We start from the raw sequence: 25802 nt of genomic DNA, 5'->3' as shown, positions 1-25802 counted from the left end.
GCGAGCATGCCGAAACCTGAGCCACTTGACTGAAGTCATGTTCGAGGCAGGCTCCTCGCCATCATGATGTGCCATGACAGCCCGGCGCGCACAGTGCGGAGATGCCCGTGGATGAGACCGAAGTCACGATGAAGCCAGACGATGAGGCCCCCCGAGTCCTCGACACCTACGCTGTTTCGTATGCCTTCATGCTGCTGTTCCTGGTGCCCGGGGTGCTCGCGATCGCCCAGCTGCCGTTTCGCACGTACACGTTCTCGTACGTTTCGCTTGTGACCGTCCCGTTCTTGTTGGGCATCGCGCTCACGTTCTTCACCGACAGCCGCGATCCGTTCAAGACGGTTGCGCTGCGTATCTTGATTCTCACGCCCCTCATCGTGATCAGCGGCGTGACCGTGATGTTTCTGAGCACGTTTCTGCTCCTGCCCGTGAACGCATTCTTGGCTCCGGAGCACAGGGCCATCGCCACGCCGGTTGCCGGAGCGATTCTTGTGGCGCTCGTCTCGCCGCTGGTTGTGGGCATCGTCAGGCGGTTGCGCCGGCCTATCGACGCTCGTTCCATGTTCCAGGCGCTCGCGATGCTGGCAGCGCTGGCACTGGCGGCGGTCGTGGTCTATGTGAGCGTGTTTCAGGTGGGACGACTTGGGGAGATCGCCGATCTCGTTCGCAAGGATCTCGTGATCTACATCATCGGCGGGCTCGTGTGGTACCTGCCGTCGTTCGGCATCTCCGCCGGCGTATGGCGCCGCTTGGGGCTCGTGTAGCGAGGAACCAGCCGCGGTGCCGCGAGGCCTCTGAGCTGTTGTCCTGCAATCAGCCGGTAGTCAAACTTGCGATCAGCCGGTGCTTGAACCTACAATCGGACGGTGAGTAGCGAAGGAACATTGTACCCGCGTTTCGCCCGCGACCGCGTTCAGGATGCGCTTGCTGACACGCCCGCGGTACTGATTCATGGTCCGCGCCAGTGCGGCAAGACGACGTTGGCGCGCGCGATCGGGGCTGATCTCGGGCACGAGTACGTCACCTTTGATGACGACACCGTGCGCCGCGCTGCCGACGCAGACCCAATGGGCTTCGTCAGCCGCCTGCCGGACAGAGTGATTCTCGACGAGGTTCAGCGGGTACCGCAGGTGTTTCCAGCGCTCAAGTTCGCCATTGACCGCGAGCGGACGGAGGGGCGATTCCTGCTCACGGGTTCGGCCAATGTCCTCTTGGTGCCAACGATGACAGAGTCACTCGCGGGGAGGATGGAGACGGTTCGACTTCATCCACTTGCGCAGTGCGAGTTGCGCGGTGTTCGATCGGGCTTCTTGGCAGCGGCCTTCCATGACGGCTTCGCGGCCGTGCCGCGCGTCGAGAGGGAGTCGCTCCCGGAGTTGATCGTCGCCGGAGGCTTCCCACCGGCGCTAGCCAGGAAGTCTGCGCCGAGACGCGCCGCATGGTACCGAGAGTACATCGACGCGATCGTGCAGCGAGATGTTCGCGATCTGGCTCGCGTTCGCTCCCTCGATGTCCTGCCCAGACTCATCGAGCTTCTCGCAGGACACACGGCCTGTCTGCTCAACATCACCGAGTTGGCAGGTCCGTTCTCAGTCAGCCGCCCGACCATTCGCGAGTATGTCACCCTTCTTGAGCGCGTGTTTGCAGTGGTCGAAACCCCGGCATGGCACTCCAGCACGATGAAGCGACTGATCAAGGCGCCGAAGCTTCACGTGGCCGACACCGGTATCGTGACCTCGGCCCTGGGAATGGGAGTCCCTGAGCTGGCGGATGACCGATCCCGGTACGGGCGGATACTCGAGAGCTTCGTCGCCAATGAGCTGATGCGTATGGCAAGCTTCGATGATGAGCCCACTAGGTTCTCTCACTGGAGAGACAAGGACGGGTACGAGGTGGACGTGGTACTAGAGCGCGGCGCGCGACTGGTTGGCGTCGAGGTCAAAGCGGCATGGACCGTGAGGGACAGCGACTTTCGCGGGCTCCGGCGACTTCGAGATGCGCTGGGGTCGCGCTTCGCCTGCGGCATCGTGCTACACGACGGAGAGGCGCTGGTACCTTTCGGGGATCGACTCTGGGCTGTGCCGACCAGCGGATTGTGGAACCGCTGACGCTGCGGCCCTACCCGCCGCCCAGCGCCGCTTGCATCGCCCACATGACGCCCATCCCCACGACCAGAGTGGCGAGCACATTCTTGGTCTTCAGCGCCACCAGTAGCGCCACCACGGCGGCCACCGTGCGAGCCGGTGAAAACGCGTACGCCCCTGCGGCATCCTTCACGTACAGAGCGCCCGGCACAACGAGCGCCGTCAGCGCGGCCACCGGGACGTGCTTGAGCAGCCGCTCGAGCCACGGCGGGTGCGGCACTCGGCCATGCAGCATGATCGGCAGGCTGCGCATCGCCCAAGTGCCGACGGCCAGCACGACGATCAGCACCCAGAACTGCGCGGTCGCGGTCACTTGCCGTCACCGTCCTTGACGATGTCGCGCCATGCGCCGTACCCCATCCCGGCGAGCAGTGCTGCGACAAGTCCCAGCTGCAGCGGCAAGAGCGGCACGAGGACCGCGGCCGCGACCGCCGTCACGACGGCAACGCCCACCGAGGTGCGGTCCTTGAGCGCCGGCGCGAGCATGGCGAGGAAGACGAGCGGCACGGCGAACTCCAGACCCCACTCCGGCGGCACCAGCGGGCCGAGCAGCGCACCTGCGAGGTTCGAGACCTGCCAAACAGAGGCCAGCGCGATCCACGCGCCGACGTAGTACGGCACGGCATCGATGTCGTCACGCAGGCGCCCCTTCGTCATGGTCGAGGCGTAGTTCTGGTCCACCAGCATGTGGCCGAGAATCGGCCGAAGCCACGCCGGTGTGTCGGCAAAGACCGGCGCGATCGACGTGGAGTAGATGAACATGCGCGCGTTGACGATGAGCGCTGTCGCCAGCGCCACCCATAGCGGGGCGCCCGCGTCGAAGATGGTCGTCGCCACGATCTGTGAGGCGCCAGCGTTCACGAAGAGCGACATGGCCATGGCCTCGGTGACTCCCATGCCGGCATGGATGACCGCCGCGCCCGCCACGAGGCCGAACGGCACTATCCCGATGAGAATCGGGGCGACGTCGATGACTCCGGCCTTGGCGCTGTGCTTGCGGCGACTCACGCGGCTCCTTCGGGAGGGGGAGGCACGATGGTAGCACCCGCGAGTACGCGCGAACCGCACTCCCGTGGCGCGGAATGAGAGGGTGAGGCGTCAGCGGGCTGGTTCCTGGGCGTCGAACTCAGTCCGGACGGTGTCGCGGATCTCTATGAGGCGCGGTAGCAGACCGGGGATTTCGTCGCAGGCAATCAGCGTCATGATGTGCCAGTCCACACCCTCGTAGTGGTGGACGATCCGGTCGCGTGTGCGAGCAAGCAACTCCCAAGGAACGTCAGAGAACCTGAGACGCGTCTGCTCGCGCATGCGTTTGGTGGCCTCGCCCAGAACCACAACGTTCCACAGGATCATCTCGTTCACGTCGCGGTCTTGGCCCAACCACCCTCGTGGGACCCGCGAGCCCAAGGAGATTAGTCGCTCCGCCGCGTCGACGACATCATCGAGCAGGAGAGAGTCGTCACGCGGTCCAGACATAGACAGCCTCCCTCAGTACGCGAGGAGCCAACCGCTCCTTGAGTAGATGCGGCCGAATGAAGTCGACCGGGCGACCGAGGATATCTTCGGCGAAGTTGCCAGCTGCGACATAGCGCAGGCCGCCGGGGTCGTCAGTCTCAACAAGCAGATCCACGTCGCTGTCCGCCGTCTGCTCTCCGTGAACGAACGAGCCGAACACCCCGATGCGATCGATGTGAAACCGGTCGCGAAACTCGTCGCCGTGAGCTCGAATGCGCGCGACGATTTCGCCGAGGTCGCGTACGGGGGTGATGCGCGTGGTCTGCTCGCCATACACGGCTGGCGTCTCCGCCGCGAGCGGCAGGGTACCGATCGTGCGCTCGATGCCCAGCGCCTGCGCGACCTCGTCCACACGCTGCAGGTCCGCGGTCCGGTAGGCGGTCGCCTCCCAGCGCGCCACCTGCTGCTGACGGACGCCGAGGCGTATCCCGAGTTCGCGCTGAGACAGGCCGGACGCTCGCCGCGCCCTCACCAAGTCCGCCCCGATGTCGAGAATCTCACCCATGTCAGAGCTAGATTACAACATACGAGTAGTGAAAAACAACGTACAAGTAGTGATATGCGTCAATCAGCGGGCTCGCTAGGCGGAATGCGGGTGAGGCGTCAGAAGGCCGTTTCCTGAGCGTCGAACGGCCTCAGCCGACGGGCGCGTAGAGATACGCCACGTAGCCCAAGTACCCAGCCAGCAGCAGGCCGCCGAACAGCCGCCCGATCTTGCCGCGGAGCAGCAGGCCGCCGATTGCCACCGTTGAGAACGCGAGCATCACCGGGACGTCGAACGATGAGATCCCTTCGGGAATCGACAGCGGCGCGACGATGATCGTTATGCCCAGGATCGACAGCACGTTGAAGGTGTTGGAGCCCAGCACGTTGCCGATTGCCACGTCGGCGTGCCCGCGCCGCGCCGCCATCACAGAGGTCGCGAGTTCGGGCAGCGACGTACCGAGCGCAACGACCGTCAGGCCGACGACGTCTTCCGGCACGCCGAAGGTGAGCGCTATCTCCTGGGCGCCGGTGATGAGCCAGTCGGCGCCCAGCACCAGCGCGAAAAGGCCCCCGGCGAGTTGGGCTATGGCGACACTCCACGGAGCTCCTGAAGTGAAGACCTCGGCCTCCTCGGCGTGCCAGTCGGATGACTCGGCGCCTGCGCCTACCTCCCTGCGGTAGGACTGCACGATATAGATCGCGAGCGCCGCGACCATGAGCGCACCGACCCATCGGGGGATGATGCCGAACCAGCCGAGTGGAACGAGGAACGCCGAAGTCCCGAGGGCCACGAGCGCATCATTCCGGATGTCAGGGACGTCGAAGGCAAACGGCTTCACGAGCGCGGCGAGGCCGAGGATGAGCGCGATGTTGGCGATGTTGGAGCCCACGACGTTGCCCACCGCGATACCGGGGCTGCCTGCGATAGCGGATTGGAGGGATACGAGCAGCTCAGGAGCTGACGTACAAAACGCGACCACCGTGAGACCGACGAGCAGGGGTGAGATGCCCATCCGTCGTGACACCGTGACCGCCCCACGCACGAGGAACTCGCCCCCTGCGAACAGGGCGATGAAGCCGGCGGCTGTAAGTACATAAGGCATCCATGCATAGTGCCACAGGTCGGCTCGCTCAGGACGAGTTGCGCGAGATGCCGGGCGCACGAGCCCCCGCCGCGTCAGGTACACTCGGGCGCTGGTTCCTTCTCGTCCAAGGAGTGTCAAGCTGGACCCGTCGCTCTCCGCGTTCCTGGCCGGAGCCGGCCTCGGCGCGAGCCTCATCATCGCTATCGGCGCTCAGAATGCGTTCGTGTTGCGCAACGGCATCGTCAGGTCTCACGTCCTGGCGATCGTAGCGACGTGCGTGCTGTGTGACTGGCTGCTCATCCTGGCAGGAACGCTCGGTTTCGGCGTGGTGGTGGAGGCCTTTCCGCAGTTCACGGCCGTCGCCACGTGGGGCGGGGTCGCGTTTCTCGCGGTCTACGGCGCCCTGTCCTTTCGCAGGGCGCTCGTGACTGAGACGCTTCAGGGGGACGGTGCCGGGCCCGCATCGCTGCCCAGCACGTACGCGGCCATCGCGGCCACGCTCGCGGTCAGTCTGCTCAATCCGCACGTCTATCTCGACACGGTCGTGCTGCTGGGCGGAGTGGCCGCCAGCCAGCCGGTTCCGGAGCGCTGGTGGTTTCTCGCGGGTGCTTTTGCGGCGTCGCTCGCGTGGTTCGCGGCGCTCGGTTTCGGGGCGCGGTTGCTGGCCCCGGTCTTTCGTCGGCCCGGTACGTGGCGCGTGCTCGACATCGGCATCGGCGTCGTGATGTGGGCAATCGCCGTGGGGCTCGTGCTCTCGCTCTAGAACGTGACCTCGTAGACGAGCTCGTCGCTGGCATCGCGCCCCGCCTGCCACGCGCGTTCGATGACTCGCGGCGAACTCGACCCGAAGTGCACGAGCGCCCGCTCCATCCAGCCGCATTGCCACGGAGCGACGAAGGAGCTCTCTCCCAGACCGTGGATTCGGATGATGCCGCCGGTTCCGTCGGCGTGCGCCTCGGTCTCGGAGTCGACCTCTGTGTACACCGAGGTGATGATCGAACCCGCACGGCTGAAGGCCGCTTTCGGCGAGGCCAGGCGGGCGAAGATGCTGAAGACGCCGTGGAGCATGGTGTCGGCCTGCGAGGAGCCCCCACGCCGCAGCTCGCGCTCGGCGAGCATCCGGTTTCCTTCGAACTGCTCGGCCACGAACGCGGCAAGAACGCGACCGTCCACCGCCACCGGGTACGCCAGAGTGCGGCTCGACGCTTTCACGAGGTCCTGGTCCTCATAGCTCAGGCGCAGGAGCATCCGCTTCCAGACCTCCTCGCCGTAGGTCGCGCGCAGGTAGTCGTACGCAGCGGTGACCACGGAGCCCTTGACGGTCGCTGGCATTGGTTCCCCCTCGAAAGAAGTGCCGACTGAGTTAGTATCGGGATTCAGTCGCGTGCAGTTTACCGCCCGTCTCCTCGGAGGTCCCGTGTTCATCTTGGAAGAGCCCTACGTCTCAGAACTCCTCGCATCCACCGTCGCCGAGTCGGGTGTGCCGGTCCTCGATACCCGCATGGCGCGCCTCGCGCTCGCCGGTCGTGGTGTGGCGCTGTCCGATGACGCCGCCTTCGCAGCGGCGGCCGCGCGCCCCGGGGCCCGAATCTACGCGAACTCCGAGAACGCCATCGGTTGGATCGCGGAGCACCTTGGCGGAACCGATCTGCCGCGGCGCATCCGGCTGTTCAAGGACAAGGTCGCCTTCCGTGAGCTCGTGGCCGACATGTACCCGGAGTACCGCTTCACGGGGGTGCCCTTCGCCGAGCTGCGTTCGTTCGACCCGTCGGTGGTGCGCGCGCCGTTCGTCATCAAGCCCGCAGTCGGCTTCTTCAGCGTCGGCGTGCACGTGGTCGGGTCGTACGATGAGTGGCCGGGGGTGCTCACGCGCGTCGAACGGGAGGTCGCTGCACAGCGCCAGATGTACCCGGAGCAGGTGCTCGACCTTGACCGCTTCGTGATCGAAGAGGTCATAGACGGCGAGGAGTTCGCGGTTGACGCGTACTTCGATAGCGCGGGCAAGCCCGTGCTTGTCAACGTGCTCGCGCACCGTTTCGCCTCCGCTGATGACGTGAGCGACCGCGTCTACTACACCAGCGTGGAGGTGATCGAGCGGCTCGGGGCACCAGCGATGGAGTTCCTGACCGAGGTGGGCAAGCGGGCCGACCTGCGTGACTTCCCCGTGCATGCGGAGCTGCGCATCGACGCCGCCGGCAGTGTCGCCCCCATCGAGATCAATCCTATGCGGTTCGGCGGGTGGTGCGCGACCGATCTGGCGCACTTCGCCTACGGGGTGAACCCGTACCGCTGCTATCTGGAGGGGACGTGCCCGGACTGGGATGCGATCGCTCGCGAGCGCGGCGGGCGAGTCACCGCGATGATCGTGGCAGACCTGCCGGCGTCTGTGGACCGTGCGCGCATCGCCGCGGTGGATCTGGAGGGGTTCACCTCGAGGTTCTCGCACGTCTTGGAGGTGCGCCCCACAGACGTTCGACGCTACGGCGTCTTCGCGTTCACCTTCGTGGACGTGCGCACGGGAGACACCTCGGAGCTCGACGAAGTGCTCGGCGAGGATCTGTCTCGCTACGTCACGATGGAGTGAGGCTCAGGCTGAAGTGCCGTGCCCCGTGCGGCCTCACGATCCGACGGCAGCAACCGGGAAGCGGACCTCGGTGAGGTACTCCTCGGGTGGCGTGTCCTGCGGGTCGGAGAGGTAGGATTCCGATGGCGCACCGCTCGGCGCGTATCGGTTGGCGACGATCCAGCGCCCAAGTTCCTCGTAGGTCGGCGCTATGCCCTCGTAGGGGCCGCGGTACACCGTGGACGCCACCAGCTGTGATTCAAGCCGCCTCACGCCGCAGCCATCCTCGTCGGGCTGCACTTCGGCCACCTCGCCCGCGATCGGCGCCTGCAGCTCCCACAGCGCTTCAGCCTCCGGGCCCTCATCCGGCGCGGTGTAGTACACCGCCGTTGGCATCCCGGTCGGCTGCATTCCATGCTGTGCTACCCAGCCGTAGAGCCGACCCATCGCCTCGGGCATCTGCGCGTATGCACCCCTCATAGGCAGGTAGGCCACAGTCACGGCCTCGGTGGTCTTGATCTCGACATCGATCATGCTCAACACCCCCCTGAAAGGGTGTTTACCCAGGCGGGTCGGTGAGCACCGCCACGTCGCCGGAGCGGACTCCCTCGCGATACAGGTCGGCGGCAGTTCGCTCGAAGCCCAGCACGCCCACGCGCCCGTCAACGCGCGACTCGATGCGCGCCAGGAGCGCTTTGTCAGTCAGAGCCGCATCGCTGGCGAGCACGATGATCTCGCGGTGCACGCCCGCCGCAGCGCCGCCGGACAGCCCGACCGGGAACGTCCAGACACGGCGAAACGTGTTGGACAGCGTGCGGTGCAGCGCGCGGAAGGGCTTGCTCCGGTCCCCCACGACCGACCCGTGCATGTTGTACGCGAGCACGCCGCCCTCGGCGAGCCGTGCGTGGGCGAGCCGGACGAACTGCTCGGTGCGCAGCGGGAGCGGCACCGTGTCGTCGTCGAATGCGTCCACGATCACGATGTCGTAGGTCTCACTCGTGTCCTCGACAAACGCCCGCCCGTCGCCGATGTGGACCCGGATGCGTTCATCGGTCGGAAGCGCGAACTGCGTGCGAGCCAGGTCGGCCACGCGCGGCTCGAGCTCTACCGAGTCGATGGAGAGCGCGCGGTGATCGCGCCACAGCTGCTTGACCACGGTTCCGCCGCCCAGACCGATGACCAGCGCACGGCGCGGCTCGGGCACGATGGCTACGGTGATGTGGAGGTAGGCCGGGTAGTCGAAGTCCGTTTCGAACGGCGAGTCGAGGTACATCGACGACTGTTCGATGCGGCCGATCCGCAGGGTGCGGATGGCACCTCGTTCGATCACGTGTATGTCAGACGGCTCGCTCATAGTGGACGTTGAGTATACGGCGCGCTCGCCGGATGCCCGCTTAGGGTATCTGTTGAGCAGCGCTCATCGTCGCATCGCCACCGACTCGGGGAGTCCGCCATGACCGAACCGCTCGAAGGAATGCTCATCGCCAAGGACGCCGCGGATGTGCGGCTCCTGCCCGCCATGGCCAACCGGCACGGGCTCGTAGCCGGTGCCACGGGTACCGGCAAGACGGTCACGCTGCAGGTCCTTGCTGAGGCGTTCAGCCGCATCGGTGTCCCCGTGTTCGCGGCCGACATCAAGGGGGATCTGTCGGGGATATCGCAGCCGGGCGGCGACAACCCCAAGGTCGCCGAGCGCATCGAGCAGCTCAGCCTGGGCGACTGGGGCTTCGACGGCACGCCGGTCATGTTCTGGGACGTGTTCGGCGAGCAGGGCCATCCGGTGCGAACGACCGTCACTGAGGTCGGGCCGCTGCTGCTGGGCCGGATGCTCAACCTCAACGACATCCAGTCGGCGGTGCTGACCGTCGCGTTTCGCGTGGCCGACGACAACGGACTGCTTCTGCTTGACATCAAGGACCTGCGCGCGATGCTCAAGTACGTCGCGGACAACGCGAGCGAGATCGGAACGACGTACGGCAACGTCTCGGCTGCCAGCATCGGGGCGATTCAGCGCGCATTGCTCGCCCTCGAAGAGGAGGGTGGCGATGACTTCTTCGGCGAGCCGGCACTCGACCTGTTCGACTTCATGCAGGTTGACTCGGCCGGTCGAGGGTACGTGAACGTCTTGGCCGCGGACCGACTCATGCAGTCGCCGCGGGCGTACTCGACGATGCTGCTGTGGCTGCTCTCCGAACTGTTCGAGCGGCTGCCGGAAGCAGGCGACCTGGCCAAGCCGAAGCTGGTGTTCTTCTTCGACGAAGCGCACCTGCTGTTCACCGACACCCCTCCGGCGCTGCTCACCAAGATCGAGCAGGTCGTACGCCTCATCCGCAGCAAGGGCGTGGGCGTGTACTTCGTCACGCAGAACCCGGTCGATATTCCCGACACGGTACTCGGCCAGCTTGGCAACAAGATCCAGCACGCGCTCCGGGCATTCACCCCGCGTGAGCAGAAGGCGGTCGAGGCGATGGCGGAGACGTTCCGCCCCAACCCGGAGGTGGACGTCGAGACGGCCGTCACCGATCTCAAGGTGGGCGAGGCGCTCATCAGCGTGCTGTCGGCCGACGGCAACCCCGAGCCGGTGCGCCGCGCGCTTGTGGTGCCGCCTCATGGGCGCATAGGTGCGATAACGCCGGAGCAGCGCGCTGCGATTCGCGCCGCTTCGCTCGTCGCAGGGCACTACGAGGCCGAGATCGACCGCGAGAGCGCGCACGAGGTGCTGTTCGCGCGAGCGCAGGCGGCAGCTGCAGCCGCCGATCAGGCGAAGGTCAACGCCATGGCGGCGGCCGCGGCGGAGAAGACCACGGCCCCGACCGCGGGCGGGCAGGCGGGACCAGCGCCCGCGGAGCAGGGCAACCCGCTCGCAGACGCGCTGTTCGGCTCGACCGGACCGCGCGGGGGTCGGCGCGAAGGGCTGCTGGAGACGATGGGAAAGAGCGCCGTACGTGCCGTGGGCAGCCAGGTCGGCCGACAGATCGTGCGGGGCGTACTGGGCACCATCACGGGCGGGAAACGTTAGTGCGGTTGACCCACCTGACCGAGTTTCGGCCCTCGCTGCACGGCTTCGCGTTCTCGAACCTGTGGGATGACGGCACCTGGAAGGTCACGCTGCCGGGCGGACGGGTGTTCCGCGTTGTACTGCGAGGACGCTGCGGCGGCATGGCGTTTGCCGCCCTCGACCTCTTCCACACCCCCGGCACACCTGCGGCACAGCTCACTGATTCGAAGCTGCCTCCGAAGGGCTCGCCGCTCGAGCGCTACATCGGGCAGCGGCAGCTTGGCAGCCTCATCGGCGGGGGCTCCTCCAACCTTGTGCGCTTCGCAGCGTGGACGTTCATGCCAGCGGGCGGCAAGGGAGGCGTGGGCCGACGCACGCGTCGCGAGGCCGGACGGGTGCTCGCCGCGATGGCGGCCGGACTGCCGGTGCCGCTGGGCCTGATCGCAGCCGACCGGCTCAGTGGCCTGGGTACGAATCACCAGGTCGTTGCCTGGGGGATCGACAACGACGACGCACAGGTTCGCATTCGCATCTACGACCCCAACCATCCGTTGCGAGACGACGTGGTGCTGCAGTTCGACTGGGCGGGGGAGGGCGCCGTCATCGAGACGGTCGGCGGACTCGAGCGTGCCCGCTGGCGCGGCGTGTTCGTGGAGCGCTATCGACATCGGTAGGTGCGGAAGTGGCACGGGGGTCCGGTGACGTGTAGCGTAGGTGACGGCGGCCGACGTGGACGCTCAGGGAAGGTCGTGGGAGAGATGAACCAGAAGTTCGCGATCGACGGCGTTGAGGCGCAGACCCCGCTCCGCGTCGCTGCCCCCGCGATGATCCTCGCCAAGGCCAAGCCGCTGTTTGAGCTCGAAGCGGCCGCCGCGGGTGGCGCGGACATGGACGCGGTGCACGACATGCGCGTCGCGTCACGGCGGCTGCGCGAGGTGATGCGCCTGCTGGAGCCGCTGTATCCGGGTCCGCAGTTCGCCGCGTGGTTCAAGCGGGTCCGGCGGGTGACGCGCGCCTTGGGGCCGGTTCGCGACTCCGATGTCTTCATCGATGACTTCTCGCGCCTGTCCTCCGATCTTGGGGAAGGCGGACGCCGATGCGTGGCGTTCATGGTCGGCTATCGCATGGGCCAGCGCGAGGGTGAGCTTGCGACCCTCAACCACGAGCTGGCGCGTCTGGATCTGGCGCGCAGCAAGCGCGACTTGAGCCGGCTGGTGCGCTCGGTCGAAGACGGCCCCGACGCCGCACGCCCGCTTGCGGACTTCGCGCACGCCGCCGTAGCGCAGCGTGCTGCCGTGGTGTTCGGCGCGCAGCCCGCAGCCATGCCCGAGGAGAACATGCTCGAGCAGCACGCGCTCAGGATCGACTACAAGCGCCTGCGCTACGCGGTCGAGGCGTTCGCGCCGTGCTATGGCGACGACTTCGACGAGCTGCACGCGACGCTCACGGCTTTTCAGGACACGCTGGGCGAACTGCATGATGTGGACATCTTCCTCGACATGCTGCGCCTGCCGGAGCGCGTCGTGGCGGCGTCAAGGGGCGGGGTCTCGCAATCCGACGTCGCGGAGGTCATCGAGTTGCTGGAGAGGCGGGCACACGCCCACTACCTGCGATTCGTGGCTCTTGTGGAGGCACATCCTGCCGAGCGGCTGTTGCCCGCGTTGCTGTTGCCCCTAGTCAAGGCGCCGGAGCCGATCATCGCGGAGGCACATGTCGTGGAGCCCGTGATCGAGGCGCCCACGAAGGCCGTCCTTGTCTCGCCGGATGACGACGGGGCGGTGCCTGGCGACGAGACGCCGATCGTCGGACCCGTTGTCGTGGGCGCCGAGCCGTGGGCCCGCACCGATGTGGCCGACGAACCAGGGACGAGGGGCGGGCTTGCTCAGTGAGGCTCCTGCAGGCCATAGACATCGGGACGAACTCGGTTCGCTCGATCATCGTCGAAGTCCCCGTGGGGGGTAGTCACCGCGTAGTGGACGACGAGAAGGCGATGACGCGACTCGGTCAGGGTCTCGAGGCCTCGGGCATGCTCGACGCCGAGGCGGTGGAGCGCACGATCGTGGCGCTGCGCGCGATGATGGACATCGGTCGCGCACGGGGCGTTGACGAGGTGCGAGCGGTAGCCACCGAGGCTCTGCGACGCGCTTCCAACGGCGAGGAGGTCGTTCGGCGCATGGCCGAGGAGGCAGGCGTCGAAGTCGAGATCATCTCGCCGCAGGACGAGGGCCGGCTGGTGTGGCTGAGCGCGGCGCCCCTGCTTGCCGATGCGCCCTTCTCGGCGGTTGTGGACATCGGCGGCGGTTCGGTCGAGGTAGTCCAGGCCGTGGAGGGCGACCCCGCGGCGATCGCCTCGATGCGCCTGGGTGTGCGGGTGTTGGCCGAGCGCTTCGTCGCCGAAGACCCCATCACGGATGTCGCCTTCAGGCGGTTGAAGCGACACGTGCGCAAGACCCTGAGGGCCAGCGTCGCCCCCATCGCCACCAGTGCCGTTCGACTCGCCGGTTCGGGCGGGACGGTCACCTCGATAGCCGCGCTCATCGCCGGGGCCAGAGGGCGGCGCTACGAATCCGTGCACGGACTCGAGATCGCACGTCCTGAGCTGATGCAGCTGCTCGCACAGTTGAGTCATAGCAGCGCGGCTGACCGAGCGCGCATGCCGGGGATGGTTCAGGACCGCGTCGACATCATCGTGCCTGGCATGATGGTGCTGGCCGAGGTGATGAAGTTGTTCGGGGCGACGAGCGTTCTGGTGAACTCGAAGGGCTTTCGCGACGGCATCGTGATCGACACGCTTGCAAGTGAGGGGGCGATGGACCCAAGGCCCGACCTGATCCGAGCCGTGCGCGACCTTGGTGCCCGCTTCCGCTACGACCGTGCGCACGCCGATCAGGTCTCGAGGCTGGCTCTGTCGCTGTTCGACCAACTGGAGGACCCTCTCGCGCTGGATCGGTCAACCCGGTCACTGCTCGAATCGGCCGCGCTGCTGCACGATGTCGGGTACTACGTGGCCTACGACCGCCACCACAAGCACAGCTACCACCTGATAGCCCACTCCGCCCTGCCCGGACTCACCCAGCGCGAACGTTCGATGGTGGCCGCGATAGCGCGCTATCACACCAAGGCGCTGCCCAAGGCGGGGCACGAGGCATGGATGGCCGTCGAGCTGGCGGATCGGGCTACCGTGCGTGCGCTGGCGTCCCTGCTGCGGATTGCCGATGGCCTGGACCGCGGGCGCGGCGAGCGCATCGAGGGCGTCAACGTCGAGGACGACGGCGCGACAACGCGTTTTCTGGTGCACGGCGAGGGTGATCTGCACGCGGAGTCCTACGGTTTCAACAAGAAGAAGGACCTGTTTGAGGAGACGTTCGGCCGGGTGGCTACCCTCGAGGTTCTGGCCGACTCGGGCGGGCTGTTCTAGCGGGGCCGATTCAGACTGGATCGCATGCCGTACGAATCACGGAAAACGCAGCGTGCGGAGCTGGTGGGCTGTCATAGGTGTACGTGCCGATGACAGAATGATTGAGATCGGCAGTCCGTAGATTCATCGTTAGCCCCAGCTCAGAGGAGCTGCGTATGCAGATCGTCCCGATGAATGCTGAGACGCTGCACAAGGCGAAGGCACTGGTGGACAGTGTGTTCCCGCATCAGGCGCCCACAGAGCGGCTGTTCTTCTGGGCATGGGAACGAAAGGACCAGTTGGCGGTGCGCTTCGGGCTGAGTTTGCTTGGAGTCACCGACATTGGTGATTTCTGGCTTGCGCTTGACGACGAAGGAGCAGTGCTCGGGACCGTCGGCCTGTATCGATACCGCAAGGACTCGGATGAGGCGGTTTGGCTCAGCTGGTATTGCGTTTCGCCTCAGGCAAGGGGACAAGGAGTGGGAGCAAGTCTTCTCGATTTCGCGATCGACAGGGCCAGGGAGTCCGGCGCAAGGTACTTGCGGCTCTACACCGGTGATGACGCCATCATGGCCAAGGCGCAAGAGGTGTATGAGAGCCGCGGACTACAGGTGTATGAGACGCGGAATCGGGTGTTCTATCGACTCATCAGGCGTCAGCTTGAGCTCACCTAGAGTCGACGTCTCGGCGGGCCCAACAAAGGTATCGGACGGCCACAAGATAGAATCCACCTGAGTGCGGTTCGGCCGCCGCTCAAACCTGACACGTTAGGCGGAATCATGCGCATACGTGAGGCAACCATCTCTGATGGAGATGTGATACGCGAAATCCACTTGTCGGCGTTCGGCGCTGACGAGCGGGAGATCGTCGCGAAGCTAGCCGTGGATCTGCTCTCGGAAGACACTTCGCCGCCGACGATCGCCTTGGTCGCTGAGGTGGATGACGATGTCATTGGACATATAGGCCTGAGTCCGGTGACCACCGATGCTGCGGACGGCTATGGAATCTACATCCTCGCGCCCTTGGCCGTAAGCCCCGAGCATCAGAGGCGCGGCGCGGGGTCAAGGCTCGTCGAAGACGGCAAGCGGCGCCTCGCGGAGATGGGCGTGGACCTCTTGCTTGTCTACGGGGACCCTGCGTACTACGGCAGGCTCGGATTCTCCGTGGGTGCAGCGGAGGGGTGCATTCCCCCTTATGACATCGAGTACAGCTTCGGATGGCAAGGCGTGCTTCTGAGTGAGAGAGGGATTCCGGAATCGCCGCTGCAGCTCGACTGCGTCGCCTCGCTTCGTGACCCAGAACTGTGGTAGAGATGCACCCAGCAAGCGAGTCAACTTGACGCGACAACTCGTCGGCTATCCTGAGAGCGCGCGGCGCGCAGGTTAAGCGCAGCAACGATAGGACGAACTGAAACGCGCGGCAGAGGAGAGCAGATGCCGATAGTAGGCTTGGACAGTGTGGTTGCGGTGGTGCCGGTGACGAACCAGGTCGCGGCCGTCACTTGGTACGAAGCACTCCTGGGGCGTGACGCAGATGTGGTGCCGACGGAAGACGTTGCCGAGTGGGAACTGGCCCCAGGAGCTTGGCTTCAAGTGACCACCGAGCCGGAGCGGGCGGGCAGCACGACGGTAGTGCTTGTTGTGAGCGACATTGAAGCGCAGCGTGCGGCCTGCTCAGAAGCCAACGTGGTACTTGGTGCACTGACTGAGTACCCGGGTATCGTCAAGACGGTCGATGCGGTCGACCCGGATGGGAACAAGGTCACCTTCGTACAGGATATCTCCGGCTAGTCTTGCGGATCGGGCGGACGTCAACGACGGGTCGTCCTAACAATCGCTTCAGTCCCACTCACAGAAGCGTCTCCGCGCTTCGCGCTGTAAGCTGTGGGCTCGCGGGTGAAGCGTAAGACGTAAGGCGGAACACAACCGGGGAGGCTTCATGTCAGTGCCAGTTCTTCCATTCATCAAGGCAGTCGCACCGTATGTGGCGCAAATTGCCGCCGCGGCGGTTCCTGCATTCACCGCGAAGCCCGCAGAAGCTGCCAAGAGCGATCCCGTCATCACTAAGCAGATCGAGGAACTGCAGGCAGCAGCCACCCACAACGCAGAGTCCCTTCAAGTTCTGGCCGACAAGCTCCAGCTAGTCATAGAAGGCATCGAGGCGGCGGCGCAAGACGCGAAGAAGCAAGTCGCTACCTACAAGATGATGCTCCTTGGCGCACTTGGTCTCTCGGGACTGGCTATGTTGCTGAGCATCTTCTTGCTCGCCAAGTGATACCTGACGATTCATTCAAGCCGGTTCCGCTTCGCAGCCGGCTAGATTCGGGTTCGAGGAGTCCAAGCGGGACCCCTCGTTGGACTGGGCGAACTAGCCCGGGGTCCTTGCCGACCGATGAGTGCGACGGCGTGTCGAACCAAGAGCGAGCGCACGGCGTCAGGTAGACTGCAGAAGTGAGGCGCTCGTCCGCCGCCCGTTTCTCACACGTTGTGCATACGTTGGCAGTTCCGGGGTGGCGGTCGTGAGCGGGTGCAGCCCGTGCCAGCGCCGGGGGGAGCAACCGTGTTCCAGAGCGTCTTCTACGAACTCGCTGCGATTCTGGCGCTTGCCGCTGTGGCCGGCATCATCGCGCTGAGGCTCAGGCAGCCTCTCATCATCGCCTTCATCATCGTCGGGGTGGTTGTTGGGCCCGCCGGTGTGCAATGGGTCAGCGCGAGCGACCAGATCGAGACGCTTGCCCAGATCGGCATCGCGATCTTGCTGTTCGTCGTGGGACTCAAGCTCGACGTGGGGCTGATCAGGTCGGTGGGACCGGTGGCGCTCAGCACCGGCATAGGGCAGATCCTGTTCACGTCGATCATCGGGTTCGGGCTGGCGCTGGCGCTCGGGTTCGACACGCTCACGTCCGCCTACGTCGCCGTCGCTCTGACCTTCTCGAGCACGATCATCATCGTCAAGCTGCTGTCCGACAAGCGTGAGATCGACTCCTTGCACGGGCGTATCGCCGTCGGGTTCCTGATAGTGCAGGATATCTGCGTGATCCTCGCGATGATTCTTCTGCCGGCGTTCGCCGGCGGCGGCGAGGGCCCGCTGTTCGCACAGGTCGCCCGCCTCCTCGCCATAGGGACTGTATTCGTGGGCGGAACCTTCGTGATGATGCGCTGGGTGATGCCCGCACTTCTCGACCGCCTAGCCCGATCCCAAGAGCTGCTCGTGCTCTTCGCGATTGCCTGGGCCGTGCTGCTTGCTGCCGTGGGCGACGCCCTGGGCTTCAGCAAGGAGGTGGGTGCCTTTCTCGGCGGCGTATCGATCGCTTCGACACAGTACCGGGACGCCATCGCCTCGCGCCTGACGAGCCTACGCGACTTCCTGCTGCTGTTCTTCTTCATCGAGCTGGGGTCTCGCCTCGACATGACGAGCATCGCCGATCAGATCCTGCCGGCCGCCGTCCTGTCGGTGTTCGTGCTCGTGGGCAACCCTCTCATCGTGATAGTGATCATGGGGTACATGGGCTATCGGCGCCGCACGGGACTTCTTGCAGGCCTCACAGTGGCCCAGATATCCGAGTTCTCGTTGATCCTCATGACGCTGGGCGTGACCTTGGGGCACGTGGGAGCAGATGCTCTTGGGCTGGTGACGCTGGTGGGCATCGTCACCATAGGCCTGTCCACCTACCTGATCATCTACTCGTCCCAGCTGTACGGTCTCTTGCAGAAGCCCCTGCGCATCTTCGAGCGCAGCGTGCCGTATCGCGAGCTGACCGACCGCGACGAGAGTCCGGTGCGCGTGGATGTCATCGTCATGGGGCTGGGGCGCTACGGTGGCCGTATCGCCAGACGCCTCACGCAGCGAGGACTTGGTGTGCTCGGAGTCGATTTCGACCCGGAAGCACTTCAGGAATCGCGGCAGTCGGGCCTAGTGACTCAGTACGGGGACGTCGCCGACCCGGAGTTCGCGCTGGCGCTGCCCCTCTCCTCCGCCCGCATGGTCGTCAGCACCCTCCCCCAGCTCGACGTGAACGAAGCGGTCGCGCACGGTCTTGAGGTCGCGGGATTCGACGGCTCTTTCATCGCGACCGCACACGACGACGAGGATGCCGCACGGCTCAGACTGCGCGACGGGGTGGTGGACACGCTGATGCCGTTCTCGGACGCTGCCGACCAAGCTGCCGACATCATCGAGGCGGCGCTCGATGTCAGACCGACGCCCACAAGCGCATCGTAGACAAACCGGCCGTGTGAGGTGCTCTCGACAGGGAACGGGGCGTGGTCGGTTTGCAGGTCATGAGCAATGCGTTAGGAGCAGTCGGGGGAAACGCCTAGGGGTCGGGGGGAGTCGAGATGGAGATTTCGCCGCGTGTCGTGCAGTTCGACGATTTGTCCGAGGTGATCGCGGACGCAGAGGCGTTGCAGCGCTCTGGCTACAGCTCGCTGGGGGAGTGGAGTCTCGGCCAAACCTGCACACACTTGTCATCCGTGATGCGCGCCTTCATCGAGGGCTTCCCGGAGCCGCCGTCTTCCGCGCGCTTTCCCCTTTGGCTGACCCGCAACACGCTCGCGCGATTCGGTGGCGGGAGAGAGATGCTGATCCGCACGGTTACCGGCAGCATCGAAACCTTCCCCGAGATGGTGCCTTCGAGCGATGTCGTAGATGCCGATGGACTGGATGCGCTCAGGGACTGGGTGGCTCGCACCAAGGGCCACGACGGTGCCTTCAGTTCCTCGCCGAGTGTCGGGGTGCTGGGCGCCCAGGAGTTGGATGCCCTGCATCGGTTGCACTGTGCGCACCACCTCGGCTTCTTGATGCCGACGGCCCGTAAGGCCGACACGGCTGGACGCGCCTGACAAGCGCTCCGCGGACGGCACGCCCCCCAAGGCAGGTTCGGGCGGCAAGCGCTCGCAGGCGTGCCGTCGGTGATGGGCAATCACGTTGGGCGGACCCAGCGGGGTCGCGCGCCGCAGATCCTAGCGGGCTAAACGCTCCGCGATCCTCGAACGCCAAGCCGCAAGACGCTGTGCGGGTACGCCCACGCGGTAGCCGGCGATGACGGCTGCGTTCGTCAGGGTCGTTTCCAGCAGGCCGTGCCGGTGCCAGGCGCGAGCCGAGCTTCGGGCTGACAAGGGGGCGGTCTCGAGGCGCCCGAGCAGCCGACACCGTCGCGCGAACTCGTGATCCTCCATCACGGGCAGCACCGGGAAGCCGCCTAGGTCCGCGAAGTCGCGTGCCCGCACGAACAGTGCCTGGTCGCCGTAGGGCAGCCTGAAGACGCGGTGCCGCAGCACGCCGCCGGCGGTGATGAGCCGATCGACGGCGCTGTCGGGGTCGCCCGCGGCGAACCGGAAGGCACCCAGCGCGGTGTCCGCATGCGCCATCACGCTGCGGACCGAGTCGAGGGAATCAGCCGGAATCGACGTGTCGGCGTGCAAGAAGAGCAAGATGTCCCCGGTCGTTTCTGTGGCACCGGCGTTCATCTGCACCGCGCGTCCGCGTGCCGAGCGCACGATGCGAGCGTTGGCAGCCAGCGCGATCTCCGCGGTCCGATCGGTGCTGCCCCCGTCGGCGACGATGACCTCGTGTGCGCCCGCGGCCCACGAGCAGGCGACCGCTGCGGCGATCCCGTCCTCCTCGTTCAGAGCGGGGATGACCACGCTCAGCCGAGGATCGCGGCGGGTGCGCTCCTCATCGTCGAGGATAGCCGTCCAGATCGCGATGTCCTCGGGTCTGTCGATATCGGCGAGCGGGTCGAGCAGGTGCGCGGACAGGCCCGCAGAACGCGCAGCGGCCAGACTCGCTTCGAGGACGCCCGAGGTTCCCCAGGGGATCTGCGGGCCGAGAAGCGCAGGAACGGATCGAGTCGCCGAGCGCTGCGCGAGCGCCACGAGGTAGTACCCGCCGTCCATCGCGGGACCGAGCACGACATCGTGCTGCGCCAGCGCGTCGAGTGCCGCTCGGACATGTACTCCGCCAACGCCGGGAGCGTCGGAGCCCACCAAGACCGCCGCCCCGGCTCCGGCATCGAATGCGCCGCGCGCAGCGGTCGCCAGGCGGGTGCCCAAGTCGCCCTCGCGCTGATCGCGCACGCGCACGCCTCGCTCGAGCCAGCGTCTGACCTTGCCTGCCGAACCACCCGTCGCCCGCACCACGAGCTCGATGCCGCTGCCAAGCGCCGCTGCATGCATGCGGCGGACGCAGTGGCGCGCGAGCTCAGTGTGCAGCGCCGCGGCTCCCTCGTCGCCGAGTGCACCGATGAGGCGCGTCTTGACGTGCCCGGGTCGCGGGAAGCGCGTCATGACGATCAGGCGAGAGTTCAGTTGGTGGCCCGACCGGGTCACAGCAGGCTGCCCTGTCAACCGGAGCCCGCGGAAGCGGTGCAGGCGAAGCAGTGTTCGGCGAAGTGAACCGGACGGCGCGCGAGGAGCGAGCCGTCGAACTGCGCGACGTGCATCGGCAACCCGGGGGTCAGCGCGACGCCGCGCCCGAGGTTGAAGTCGCAGTCCCACAACGTGCCGTCCCACGCGATCACGAGACAGGTGCGGCACGCCAACAGAGGGAGCGTCTGCGGGTTGAACGCGTCGCGCAGCTCCTGCGCATACGACCCCAGCCTACCGCTGCGGTCCAGGAGCTCCCGGAAGCGTCCGACGGGCGTATTGGTGATCACCAGCACATCGTCGAACGGGATTCCCAGGCGACCCGTGAGTTCGTCGCGGAATCGGTCCTCCACCGCAAGCGGTGGTTCTGGCAGGGTGTCGGACGGTGGATTGACGGCGATGTCGAGCCGCAAACGAGGATCGCGTCCATAGCCCGCCTCAGAGAGCTGGCGAAGGGCCACGAGGCTGCGGTCGAACACGTCTCCTCGTAGGGGAGCGGTCTCATGCGGAGTCGTTCCCGCAACCGATGCGAGCACCGCCACTTCTCGATGTGCGAGCAGCTCCACGAGCCCTTCAGCCTCAGGCGAAAGCAGGGCCGTCAGGTTCGTGCGGAGGCGGACAGGGTGCCCGGCGTCCCGGAGCAGATGAAGCAGGTAGCGGATGTCGGGGTTGAGTTCGGGAGCTCCCCCCGTGATGTCGACGAGAAGCGGACGCACCTCGTCGGCCACGGCTGCCGACGCATCCATGATGTCGCGCGGCATGGCTTCCGTGCGCTGGGGCGAACTCGACTGGTGGCAGTGCGCGCAGGACTGGTCACAGCGCAGCCCGACGTTGAGCATGAGCGTGTCGATCCGGTCGGCGTTCAGCGCCGAGGAATCCGCATCCTGAACGGTACGAACGAACGCGCTCAAATCAGCCCCTCTTTCGCACAGGCACGTGGCCGCCAGGGAGTTGCTTGCCCGCCGTGGTCGCACCAGTTTACCTTCAGAGGTAAGACGATAGACGCTAGACTGATGAAGCGTGCCGGACCGTCGTTCAGTGGCGGAGAGTGAGGGGGGCTCGCCATGTCGATAGTGCTCGCCATCGCCGCGGTCTTGGCGATCATCTACGTCGTCCCGTTCGTCGTCTACGCGGGTGCCAGCGCACTCGGCTTGGCCGAGATCCCGGCTGAGGTTTCGCCGCAGCGATTCCTTCTTGGCGTGCTGATCACCAAGCTCGGCACGGCAGTGGCCTTCGTCCTCATCCTCCATCTGGGCTCGCCCGCGTTCAGTGTCGGATGGCTGACCTATTCGCTGATATGGTTCGGCATGTTCGCCGCGAGCGAGATCGGAGATGCCGTGTCGACTCGATCGAGCTGGTCGGAAGCCATGCTCGGGGTGCTTTCGGAAGTGATCTACGCGCCGGCGGCGGCCCTTGCAGCGTTCGCGATTCTCGGCATCGGCTAGCGAGGTCGCGGTGGCTGGTTGGTGTTGGAGGACGGAAGGCAGATGCTGAGTGCGTTCGATGGCGGCCCCTGATCGACGTAGTGCGCCAGAAGAGCACCTCGGTCAGCTAGACTCGAGCAGAAGAGTTCGCCGGCAACGTTCTGGAGGGCTGGTCGCCGTGAGCCGACACAGCATAAGCTCGATTCAACACCGGGTGATCTTGGACTCGCACGGGGGACCAACGACTGAGTTCATGGTGGAACTCGGCTGTGGCTCACTGGGCACGGGCTCGTCGTCGCAGGGAGAGACGATCAGCATCTACGAGGACCACGGTCCGGCGGTGGACCCGAATCGGGTGGTGGAAGCGGTTGTCCGCGACGGTATCCTCGGTGGCGAGATGGACCAGGCCGGCTTCGACCGATACCTGGACAGCAGGATGGGCGATTTCGGAAGGAACACCTGCTTCGCCCTCTCGCTCGCGTTTTCTGATGCGAGCGCCATCTCGGCGGGCACCGAGCGCCGCGATGGGCTCAAGCCCCCCCGAATCTGCTTCAACGTGCTCAACGGCGGGCTGCATGCCTACACCAACCCCGTGCTGAGCGACTTTGCCGAGTTCCTGGTGGTCCCGACCCACGACGACCTGCTCCGCTCGCTCAGCGAGCACGGGCGTATCCAGGACGCGATCGCGGCCCGGCTTCTGACGAGCAGCCAGGTGGTCGTCAACGACCACAAGGTCAATGCGTTCGCCAAGAGAGACAACAAGGCGCCGTTCCGGTTCTTGGTCGAGGTTCTTGAGGAGCTGGGGCTCAGAAGCGAGTACGACGTGATGGTCGATGCTTCGGCGGGAGATCTGTGGGCTTCGGATCGTTACCACTTCCCGGTCACCGATGGATCCTCGCGCACCTCGGAGGAGATGTGCGCCTACTGGCTTGACCTCGTGGAGGAGTTCTCCATCGGCGTGCTTGAGGACCCGTTCCACGAGCAGGACTTCGCCGCTTGGACGGCCCTGACCGATCAATGCGGGGATCGCTGCATGGTCGTGGGAGACAACCTGTACTCGTCGGATGCTGACCGGATAGCGGCCGGAGCACGGGGAGGCCACAGCACGGCTGCGATCGTCAAGCCGAATCAGGCCGGGACGGTGTCGGCCACGGTCGGCGCGATCGAGACGGCCCAAGCCGGAGGGTTGACGGTGATCACGTCACACCGCTCGATCAGCACCGAATCCACCTTCGTATGCGATGTGACGTGCGAGCGAAACGTGCCCTACATCAAGATCGGTCCGCTGTTCTCAGACTACTCGTCCGTGATCAGGCTCAACCACATTCTGAGACTCACGGGGGTCGGGCATGGGTGAGCCGACCATCCTCGTGACCGTCAGGCACGGTGCTACTGACTTCAACCGACAGAAACGCTACGCCGGCTTCTTGGACGTGCCTCTCAACGCTGAGGGCCTAGCGGACGCAGCGCGGGCGTCACAGCAGCTTGGTCTATCGGTCGACGTGGTGGTCAGTTCGACGCTGTGCCGGGCCGTAGAGACCGCGCGCCTGCTTACCGGCGGTGCGCGAGATATCGTCACGAGCGAGCTGTGCAAGGAGCGGGACTTCGGCGCCATGCAGGGTCTGGCGTCGGGCGAGACTGAGGCTCTCAGGCCCGTGATCAAGTACTTCAGGATCGGCGGTGACTTCCACTCCCTGAACCCGCCGGGTGGCGAGACGCTGCCTGCGCTGAGGAAGCGGGCAGCACGCTTCAGGGCGTACGTGATGTCTCAGTTCGCGGGGCGTACGGTGCTGATCGTCTCGCACGAGGTGTTCCTACTTCAGTTCCACGGACTGCTGCGAGGCGAGACGTGGCAGCAGGCGATGAGCCACACCCTTCCCAATCTCACGCTCACCACTATGACGATGCAGGGTCATCGCCTGCTGAGCGAAACAGCGCGACCGCTCGTCGAAGCAGAGTAGGGGTTGAGCAGCCACATCCTGGGAGGTTGGGAGTGTTGAGACTCGAGTGTTCGCAGTGTGTCGTGCGCGACTGGTCACCCAGTGACAAGGACGCGCTCATCAGCGCCGCCGACAACCGCAGCATCTGGCGCAACATGACCGACATGTTCCCGCACCCCTATGGCGAGCCTGAGGCTGATGCGTGGTTCGCCCTGCTCGCCGGCATGCGTGAACCCACCCACTGGGCGATCGAGGTCGGGGGACAGGCGGTGGGTGGTATCGGGCTCGAGCTGGGCGAGGGCGTCTCCGTGCGTACGGCCGGCATCGGGTACTGGCTCGCTGAACCCCTCTGGGGGCGAGGCATCACCACCGCTGCGGTGCACCAGGTGGCTCCCTACGCGATGCAGCGTTTCGACCGGTGCCGTCTTGAGGCCTCGGTCTTCGCCTGGAACCCCGGGTCGATGCGCGTGCTGGAGAAGTGCGGGTTCTCTCGCGAGGGAGTGGCTCGCGCGAGCATCTTCAAGGACGGTGAGATCATCGACAGGGTGGTCTACGCGCTGGTGACGTGCCGAACTGATCCGAGGGACTAGGGCGCTACCGTCCGCTGTAATCGATAGCGAGCGGTTCACAGGGACTGCCGCGCCGGGGGCGATGGCCGCCCCGCCGCGGGCGCGCAACGGCGCGATGCTTCGCCTTGAGGTGTGAACGTGCGCGTGGCTTGGGGACGGAGTGGCTGATCACCGCACCTCCAAAACGGACGGCCTCGCGCTCGTTCGCGCGGAGGGACCCTCTGGGCGGCGTGACGCAGACTGAAGCGCCCACGCCATGAGTCGCGTCACGCTGCTGAGCCTCACGAGGGGCACGCGCACATTGCGTCCGGAGCCCTTGACGCCGATGCGCCAGATGTTGAGCTGGATGTGCCGAAGGTGGCCGAGGCGACCGAAGCGGTGGTGGGCACAGTGTGCGCCGAGCTTGCCCGCGAGCACGCCGATGCTGTCAGAACTCGGGCGGTTCCAGAAGGGAGAGAGAACCACGGCTGCAGCGTCGCTGCGGTGCGGAGTGAACAGCGCCCGGAAGGGCACGGCGAGGAGTTCACCAATCTCGCGTTGAGGGCCGGGGGATGCGAAGGCGGCTGCCCGTCCTTCCCTTCCAAAGTCGTTCGGCTGATTCTCAGCGTGCACATCAGGTTCGGTGGATCACTCGCTCAGAACGTACGTTCACGGGACGACCGAGTCAAGACGCGAGCCGAGAATCGGCGGTTAACTTCTTGCGTAGTGCGGGGGCCGCACGAGCAACCCCGCCGGATCGCGGCTATCGGCCGCCAGCGTAGCCCTCGATGATGGCCCGGATCGTCTTGTCCGCGGTCTCGTCGCGCCACTCGGCAAGGCGAGTGTCAAGTTCCGGAGGCTGGTTACTTGTGTCCGTCTCGGCAGCGCGGGAGCTGAAGAGCGAGAAGCCGGTCACGAACGCGATCATCGATTGCCACAAACCCACCGCGTCGTCTTCGCTCAGCCCCAGCTGAACCAGACCCTGCAACCCGTCCGGGGAGGGGTCGGACTCCACGCGACGCCCGGCATAGATAACCAGGTTCGGGTGTGCCGAAAGGACGCGGCGGTACTCGGCAAAGATCATTACGAAGAGGTCGGTCCAGTCCTCAGGCAACGGGTCGGGCAGCTGCACCTCAGAACGCATCTTCACGAGCATCCCGCTGATGAGGGCGTCCTTGTTCGGGATGTGGTGGTAGAGGGACGCGGCTTCGACACCGACTTCGCCAGCGAGCCGACGCATCGTGAGCGCTTCGAGACCGTCGGCATCGACGATTCTGAGCGCGGTCGCGTAGAGCTCATCGGATGTGAGCGGCACGGTCCGCTTCCGGGGAGCAACCATG

General features: G+C 65.7%; 30 protein-coding genes. 18 read left to right on the top strand and 12 right to left on the bottom strand.

Annotation, left to right across the window (positions count from 1 at the left end; all coding sequences use genetic code 11):
- Positions 1-107: 107 nt before the first annotated feature.
- Entirely contained in the window at positions 108-761 is a 654-nt protein-coding gene (locus tag U1E26_01275; protein ID MDZ4168274.1) for a hypothetical protein, read from the top strand.
- 120 nt (positions 762-881) lie between these two features.
- Complete coding sequence (locus U1E26_01270) at positions 882-2105, top strand: ATP-binding protein (protein ID MDZ4168273.1); 1224 nt, start codon at positions 882-884, stop codon at positions 2103-2105.
- 10 nt (positions 2106-2115) lie between these two features.
- On the opposite strand, the gene U1E26_01265 is transcribed toward U1E26_01270, so the two are convergent.
- From U1E26_01265 to U1E26_01245, 5 genes are all read right to left on the bottom strand, one after another.
- Positions 2116-2454 carry an AzlD domain-containing protein gene (locus tag U1E26_01265; protein ID MDZ4168272.1) on the bottom strand — a complete coding sequence of 113 codons (339 nt, stop codon included), beginning with the start codon at positions 2452-2454 and terminating at the stop codon, positions 2116-2118.
- Positions 2451-3149: an AzlC family ABC transporter permease gene (locus U1E26_01260; protein MDZ4168271.1), complete on the bottom strand. Its 699-nt coding sequence runs from the start codon at positions 3147-3149 to the stop codon at positions 2451-2453. The genes U1E26_01265 and U1E26_01260 overlap by 4 nt, the downstream gene beginning before the upstream one ends.
- 90 nt (positions 3150-3239) lie before the next feature.
- The gene (locus U1E26_01255) at positions 3240-3617 is read right to left on the bottom strand and encodes a HepT-like ribonuclease domain-containing protein (protein MDZ4168270.1); all 378 of its coding nucleotides are present in this window, start codon (positions 3615-3617) and stop codon (positions 3240-3242) included.
- A complete protein-coding gene (locus U1E26_01250) occupies positions 3601-4161 on the bottom strand; it encodes a nucleotidyltransferase domain-containing protein (GenBank protein MDZ4168269.1) in 561 nt (186 codons plus the stop codon). Before U1E26_01250 ends, U1E26_01255 begins: the two co-directional genes overlap by 17 nt.
- Positions 4162-4291: 130 nt before the next feature.
- Positions 4292-5329, bottom strand: coding sequence for a calcium/sodium antiporter (locus tag U1E26_01245; GenBank protein MDZ4168268.1), 1038 nt, complete (start codon positions 5327-5329; stop codon positions 4292-4294).
- 7 nt (positions 5330-5336) lie between these two features.
- Between U1E26_01245 and U1E26_01240 the strand changes: the two genes are divergently transcribed.
- Complete coding sequence (locus tag U1E26_01240; GenBank protein MDZ4168267.1) at positions 5337-5990, top strand: LysE/ArgO family amino acid transporter; 654 nt, start codon at positions 5337-5339, stop codon at positions 5988-5990.
- Here the strand turns inward: U1E26_01240 and U1E26_01235 are convergent.
- Positions 5987-6559, bottom strand: coding sequence for a hypothetical protein (locus tag U1E26_01235; protein MDZ4168266.1), 573 nt, complete (start codon positions 6557-6559; stop codon positions 5987-5989). The genes U1E26_01240 and U1E26_01235 overlap by 4 nt on opposite strands.
- An 85-nt stretch (positions 6560-6644) precedes the next feature.
- On the opposite strand from U1E26_01235, the gene U1E26_01230 reads away from it, so the two are divergent.
- Complete coding sequence (locus U1E26_01230) at positions 6645-7811, top strand: ATP-grasp domain-containing protein (GenBank protein MDZ4168265.1); 1167 nt, start codon at positions 6645-6647, stop codon at positions 7809-7811.
- Between the two features lie 33 nt (positions 7812-7844).
- Here U1E26_01230 and U1E26_01225 read toward each other — a convergent pair whose 3' ends face one another.
- Positions 7845-8324, bottom strand: a complete 480-nt coding sequence (locus U1E26_01225) for a GyrI-like domain-containing protein (GenBank protein ID MDZ4168264.1) — start codon at positions 8322-8324, stop codon at positions 7845-7847.
- Between the two features lie 25 nt (positions 8325-8349).
- Positions 8350-9144 carry a fused MFS/spermidine synthase gene (locus U1E26_01220; protein MDZ4168263.1) on the bottom strand — a complete coding sequence of 265 codons (795 nt, stop codon included), beginning with the start codon at positions 9142-9144 and terminating at the stop codon, positions 8350-8352.
- 99 nt (positions 9145-9243) lie between these two features.
- On the opposite strand from U1E26_01220, the gene U1E26_01215 reads away from it, so the two are divergent.
- The 10 genes from U1E26_01215 to U1E26_01170 all read left to right on the top strand — a co-directional run bounded on the left by U1E26_01215 (position 9244) and on the right by U1E26_01170 (position 19026).
- A complete protein-coding gene (locus tag U1E26_01215; GenBank protein MDZ4168262.1) occupies positions 9244-10809 on the top strand; it encodes a helicase HerA-like domain-containing protein in 1566 nt (521 codons plus the stop codon).
- On the top strand, positions 10809-11462 hold the full coding sequence (locus U1E26_01210; protein ID MDZ4168261.1) for a hypothetical protein: 654 nt from the start codon (positions 10809-10811) through the stop codon (positions 11460-11462). The genes U1E26_01215 and U1E26_01210 overlap by 1 nt, the downstream gene beginning before the upstream one ends.
- An 84-nt stretch (positions 11463-11546) precedes the next feature.
- A complete protein-coding gene (locus U1E26_01205) occupies positions 11547-12677 on the top strand; it encodes a CHAD domain-containing protein (protein MDZ4168260.1) in 1131 nt (376 codons plus the stop codon).
- Positions 12674-14206 (top strand): Ppx/GppA phosphatase family protein, encoded by a 1533-nt coding sequence (locus tag U1E26_01200; GenBank protein ID MDZ4168259.1) that lies wholly within the window; start codon positions 12674-12676, stop codon positions 14204-14206. Before U1E26_01205 ends, U1E26_01200 begins: the two co-directional genes overlap by 4 nt.
- Before the next feature lie 155 nt (positions 14207-14361).
- On the top strand, positions 14362-14859 hold the full coding sequence (locus tag U1E26_01195; protein MDZ4168258.1) for a GNAT family N-acetyltransferase: 498 nt from the start codon (positions 14362-14364) through the stop codon (positions 14857-14859).
- 105 nt (positions 14860-14964) lie between these two features.
- Complete coding sequence (locus U1E26_01190) at positions 14965-15495, top strand: N-acetyltransferase (protein ID MDZ4168257.1); 531 nt, start codon at positions 14965-14967, stop codon at positions 15493-15495.
- Positions 15496-15618: 123 nt separating this feature from the next.
- On the top strand, positions 15619-15975 hold the full coding sequence (locus U1E26_01185; GenBank protein MDZ4168256.1) for a VOC family protein: 357 nt from the start codon (positions 15619-15621) through the stop codon (positions 15973-15975).
- 148 nt (positions 15976-16123) lie between these two features.
- On the top strand, positions 16124-16459 hold the full coding sequence (locus U1E26_01180; GenBank protein ID MDZ4168255.1) for a hypothetical protein: 336 nt from the start codon (positions 16124-16126) through the stop codon (positions 16457-16459).
- A gap of 285 nt (positions 16460-16744) precedes the next feature.
- On the top strand, positions 16745-18406 hold the full coding sequence (locus tag U1E26_01175) for a cation:proton antiporter family protein (protein ID MDZ4168254.1): 1662 nt from the start codon (positions 16745-16747) through the stop codon (positions 18404-18406).
- 116 nt (positions 18407-18522) lie between these two features.
- Complete coding sequence (locus U1E26_01170) at positions 18523-19026, top strand: DUF1569 domain-containing protein (protein MDZ4168253.1); 504 nt, start codon at positions 18523-18525, stop codon at positions 19024-19026.
- A gap of 120 nt (positions 19027-19146) precedes the next feature.
- Here the strand turns inward: U1E26_01170 and U1E26_01165 are convergent, their stop codons facing one another.
- Together U1E26_01165 and U1E26_01160 are read right to left on the bottom strand one after the other, a co-directional pair.
- Positions 19147-20514 (bottom strand): TIGR04283 family arsenosugar biosynthesis glycosyltransferase, encoded by a 1368-nt coding sequence (locus tag U1E26_01165; protein ID MDZ4168252.1) that lies wholly within the window; start codon positions 20512-20514, stop codon positions 19147-19149.
- A gap of 14 nt (positions 20515-20528) precedes the next feature.
- Positions 20529-21461: a DUF3641 domain-containing protein gene (locus U1E26_01160; protein ID MDZ4168251.1), complete on the bottom strand. Its 933-nt coding sequence runs from the start codon at positions 21459-21461 to the stop codon at positions 20529-20531.
- Positions 21462-21614: 153 nt separating this feature from the next.
- On the opposite strand from U1E26_01160, the gene U1E26_01155 reads away from it, so the two are divergent.
- The 4 genes from U1E26_01155 (at position 21615) to U1E26_01140 (ending at position 24504) form a co-directional block, all read left to right on the top strand.
- On the top strand, positions 21615-21995 hold the full coding sequence (locus U1E26_01155) for a hypothetical protein (protein MDZ4168250.1): 381 nt from the start codon (positions 21615-21617) through the stop codon (positions 21993-21995).
- Positions 21996-22227: 232 nt separating this feature from the next.
- Entirely contained in the window at positions 22228-23331 is a 1104-nt protein-coding gene (locus U1E26_01150) for a hypothetical protein (protein MDZ4168249.1), read from the top strand.
- A complete protein-coding gene (locus U1E26_01145; protein MDZ4168248.1) occupies positions 23324-23935 on the top strand; it encodes a histidine phosphatase family protein in 612 nt (203 codons plus the stop codon). The genes U1E26_01150 and U1E26_01145 overlap by 8 nt, the downstream gene beginning before the upstream one ends.
- A gap of 32 nt (positions 23936-23967) precedes the next feature.
- On the top strand, positions 23968-24504 hold the full coding sequence (locus U1E26_01140; protein MDZ4168247.1) for a GNAT family protein: 537 nt from the start codon (positions 23968-23970) through the stop codon (positions 24502-24504).
- 147 nt (positions 24505-24651) lie between these two features.
- On the opposite strand, the gene U1E26_01135 is transcribed toward U1E26_01140, so the two are convergent.
- Positions 24652-24948 carry a hypothetical protein gene (locus U1E26_01135; GenBank protein MDZ4168246.1) on the bottom strand — a complete coding sequence of 99 codons (297 nt, stop codon included), beginning with the start codon at positions 24946-24948 and terminating at the stop codon, positions 24652-24654.
- Between the two features lie 277 nt (positions 24949-25225).
- Positions 25226-25801 carry a TetR family transcriptional regulator gene (locus U1E26_01130; GenBank protein ID MDZ4168245.1) on the bottom strand — a complete coding sequence of 192 codons (576 nt, stop codon included), beginning with the start codon at positions 25799-25801 and terminating at the stop codon, positions 25226-25228.
- Position 25802: the final 1 nt, after the last annotated feature.

Source organism: Coriobacteriia bacterium, from assembly GCA_034370385.1.
Taxonomy (GTDB): Bacteria; Actinomycetota; Coriobacteriia; order Anaerosomatales; family PHET01; genus JAXMKZ01.
The sequence above is the reverse complement of the archived record's forward strand: the minus strand, read 5'-3'. Positions and strand labels throughout refer to the sequence as shown.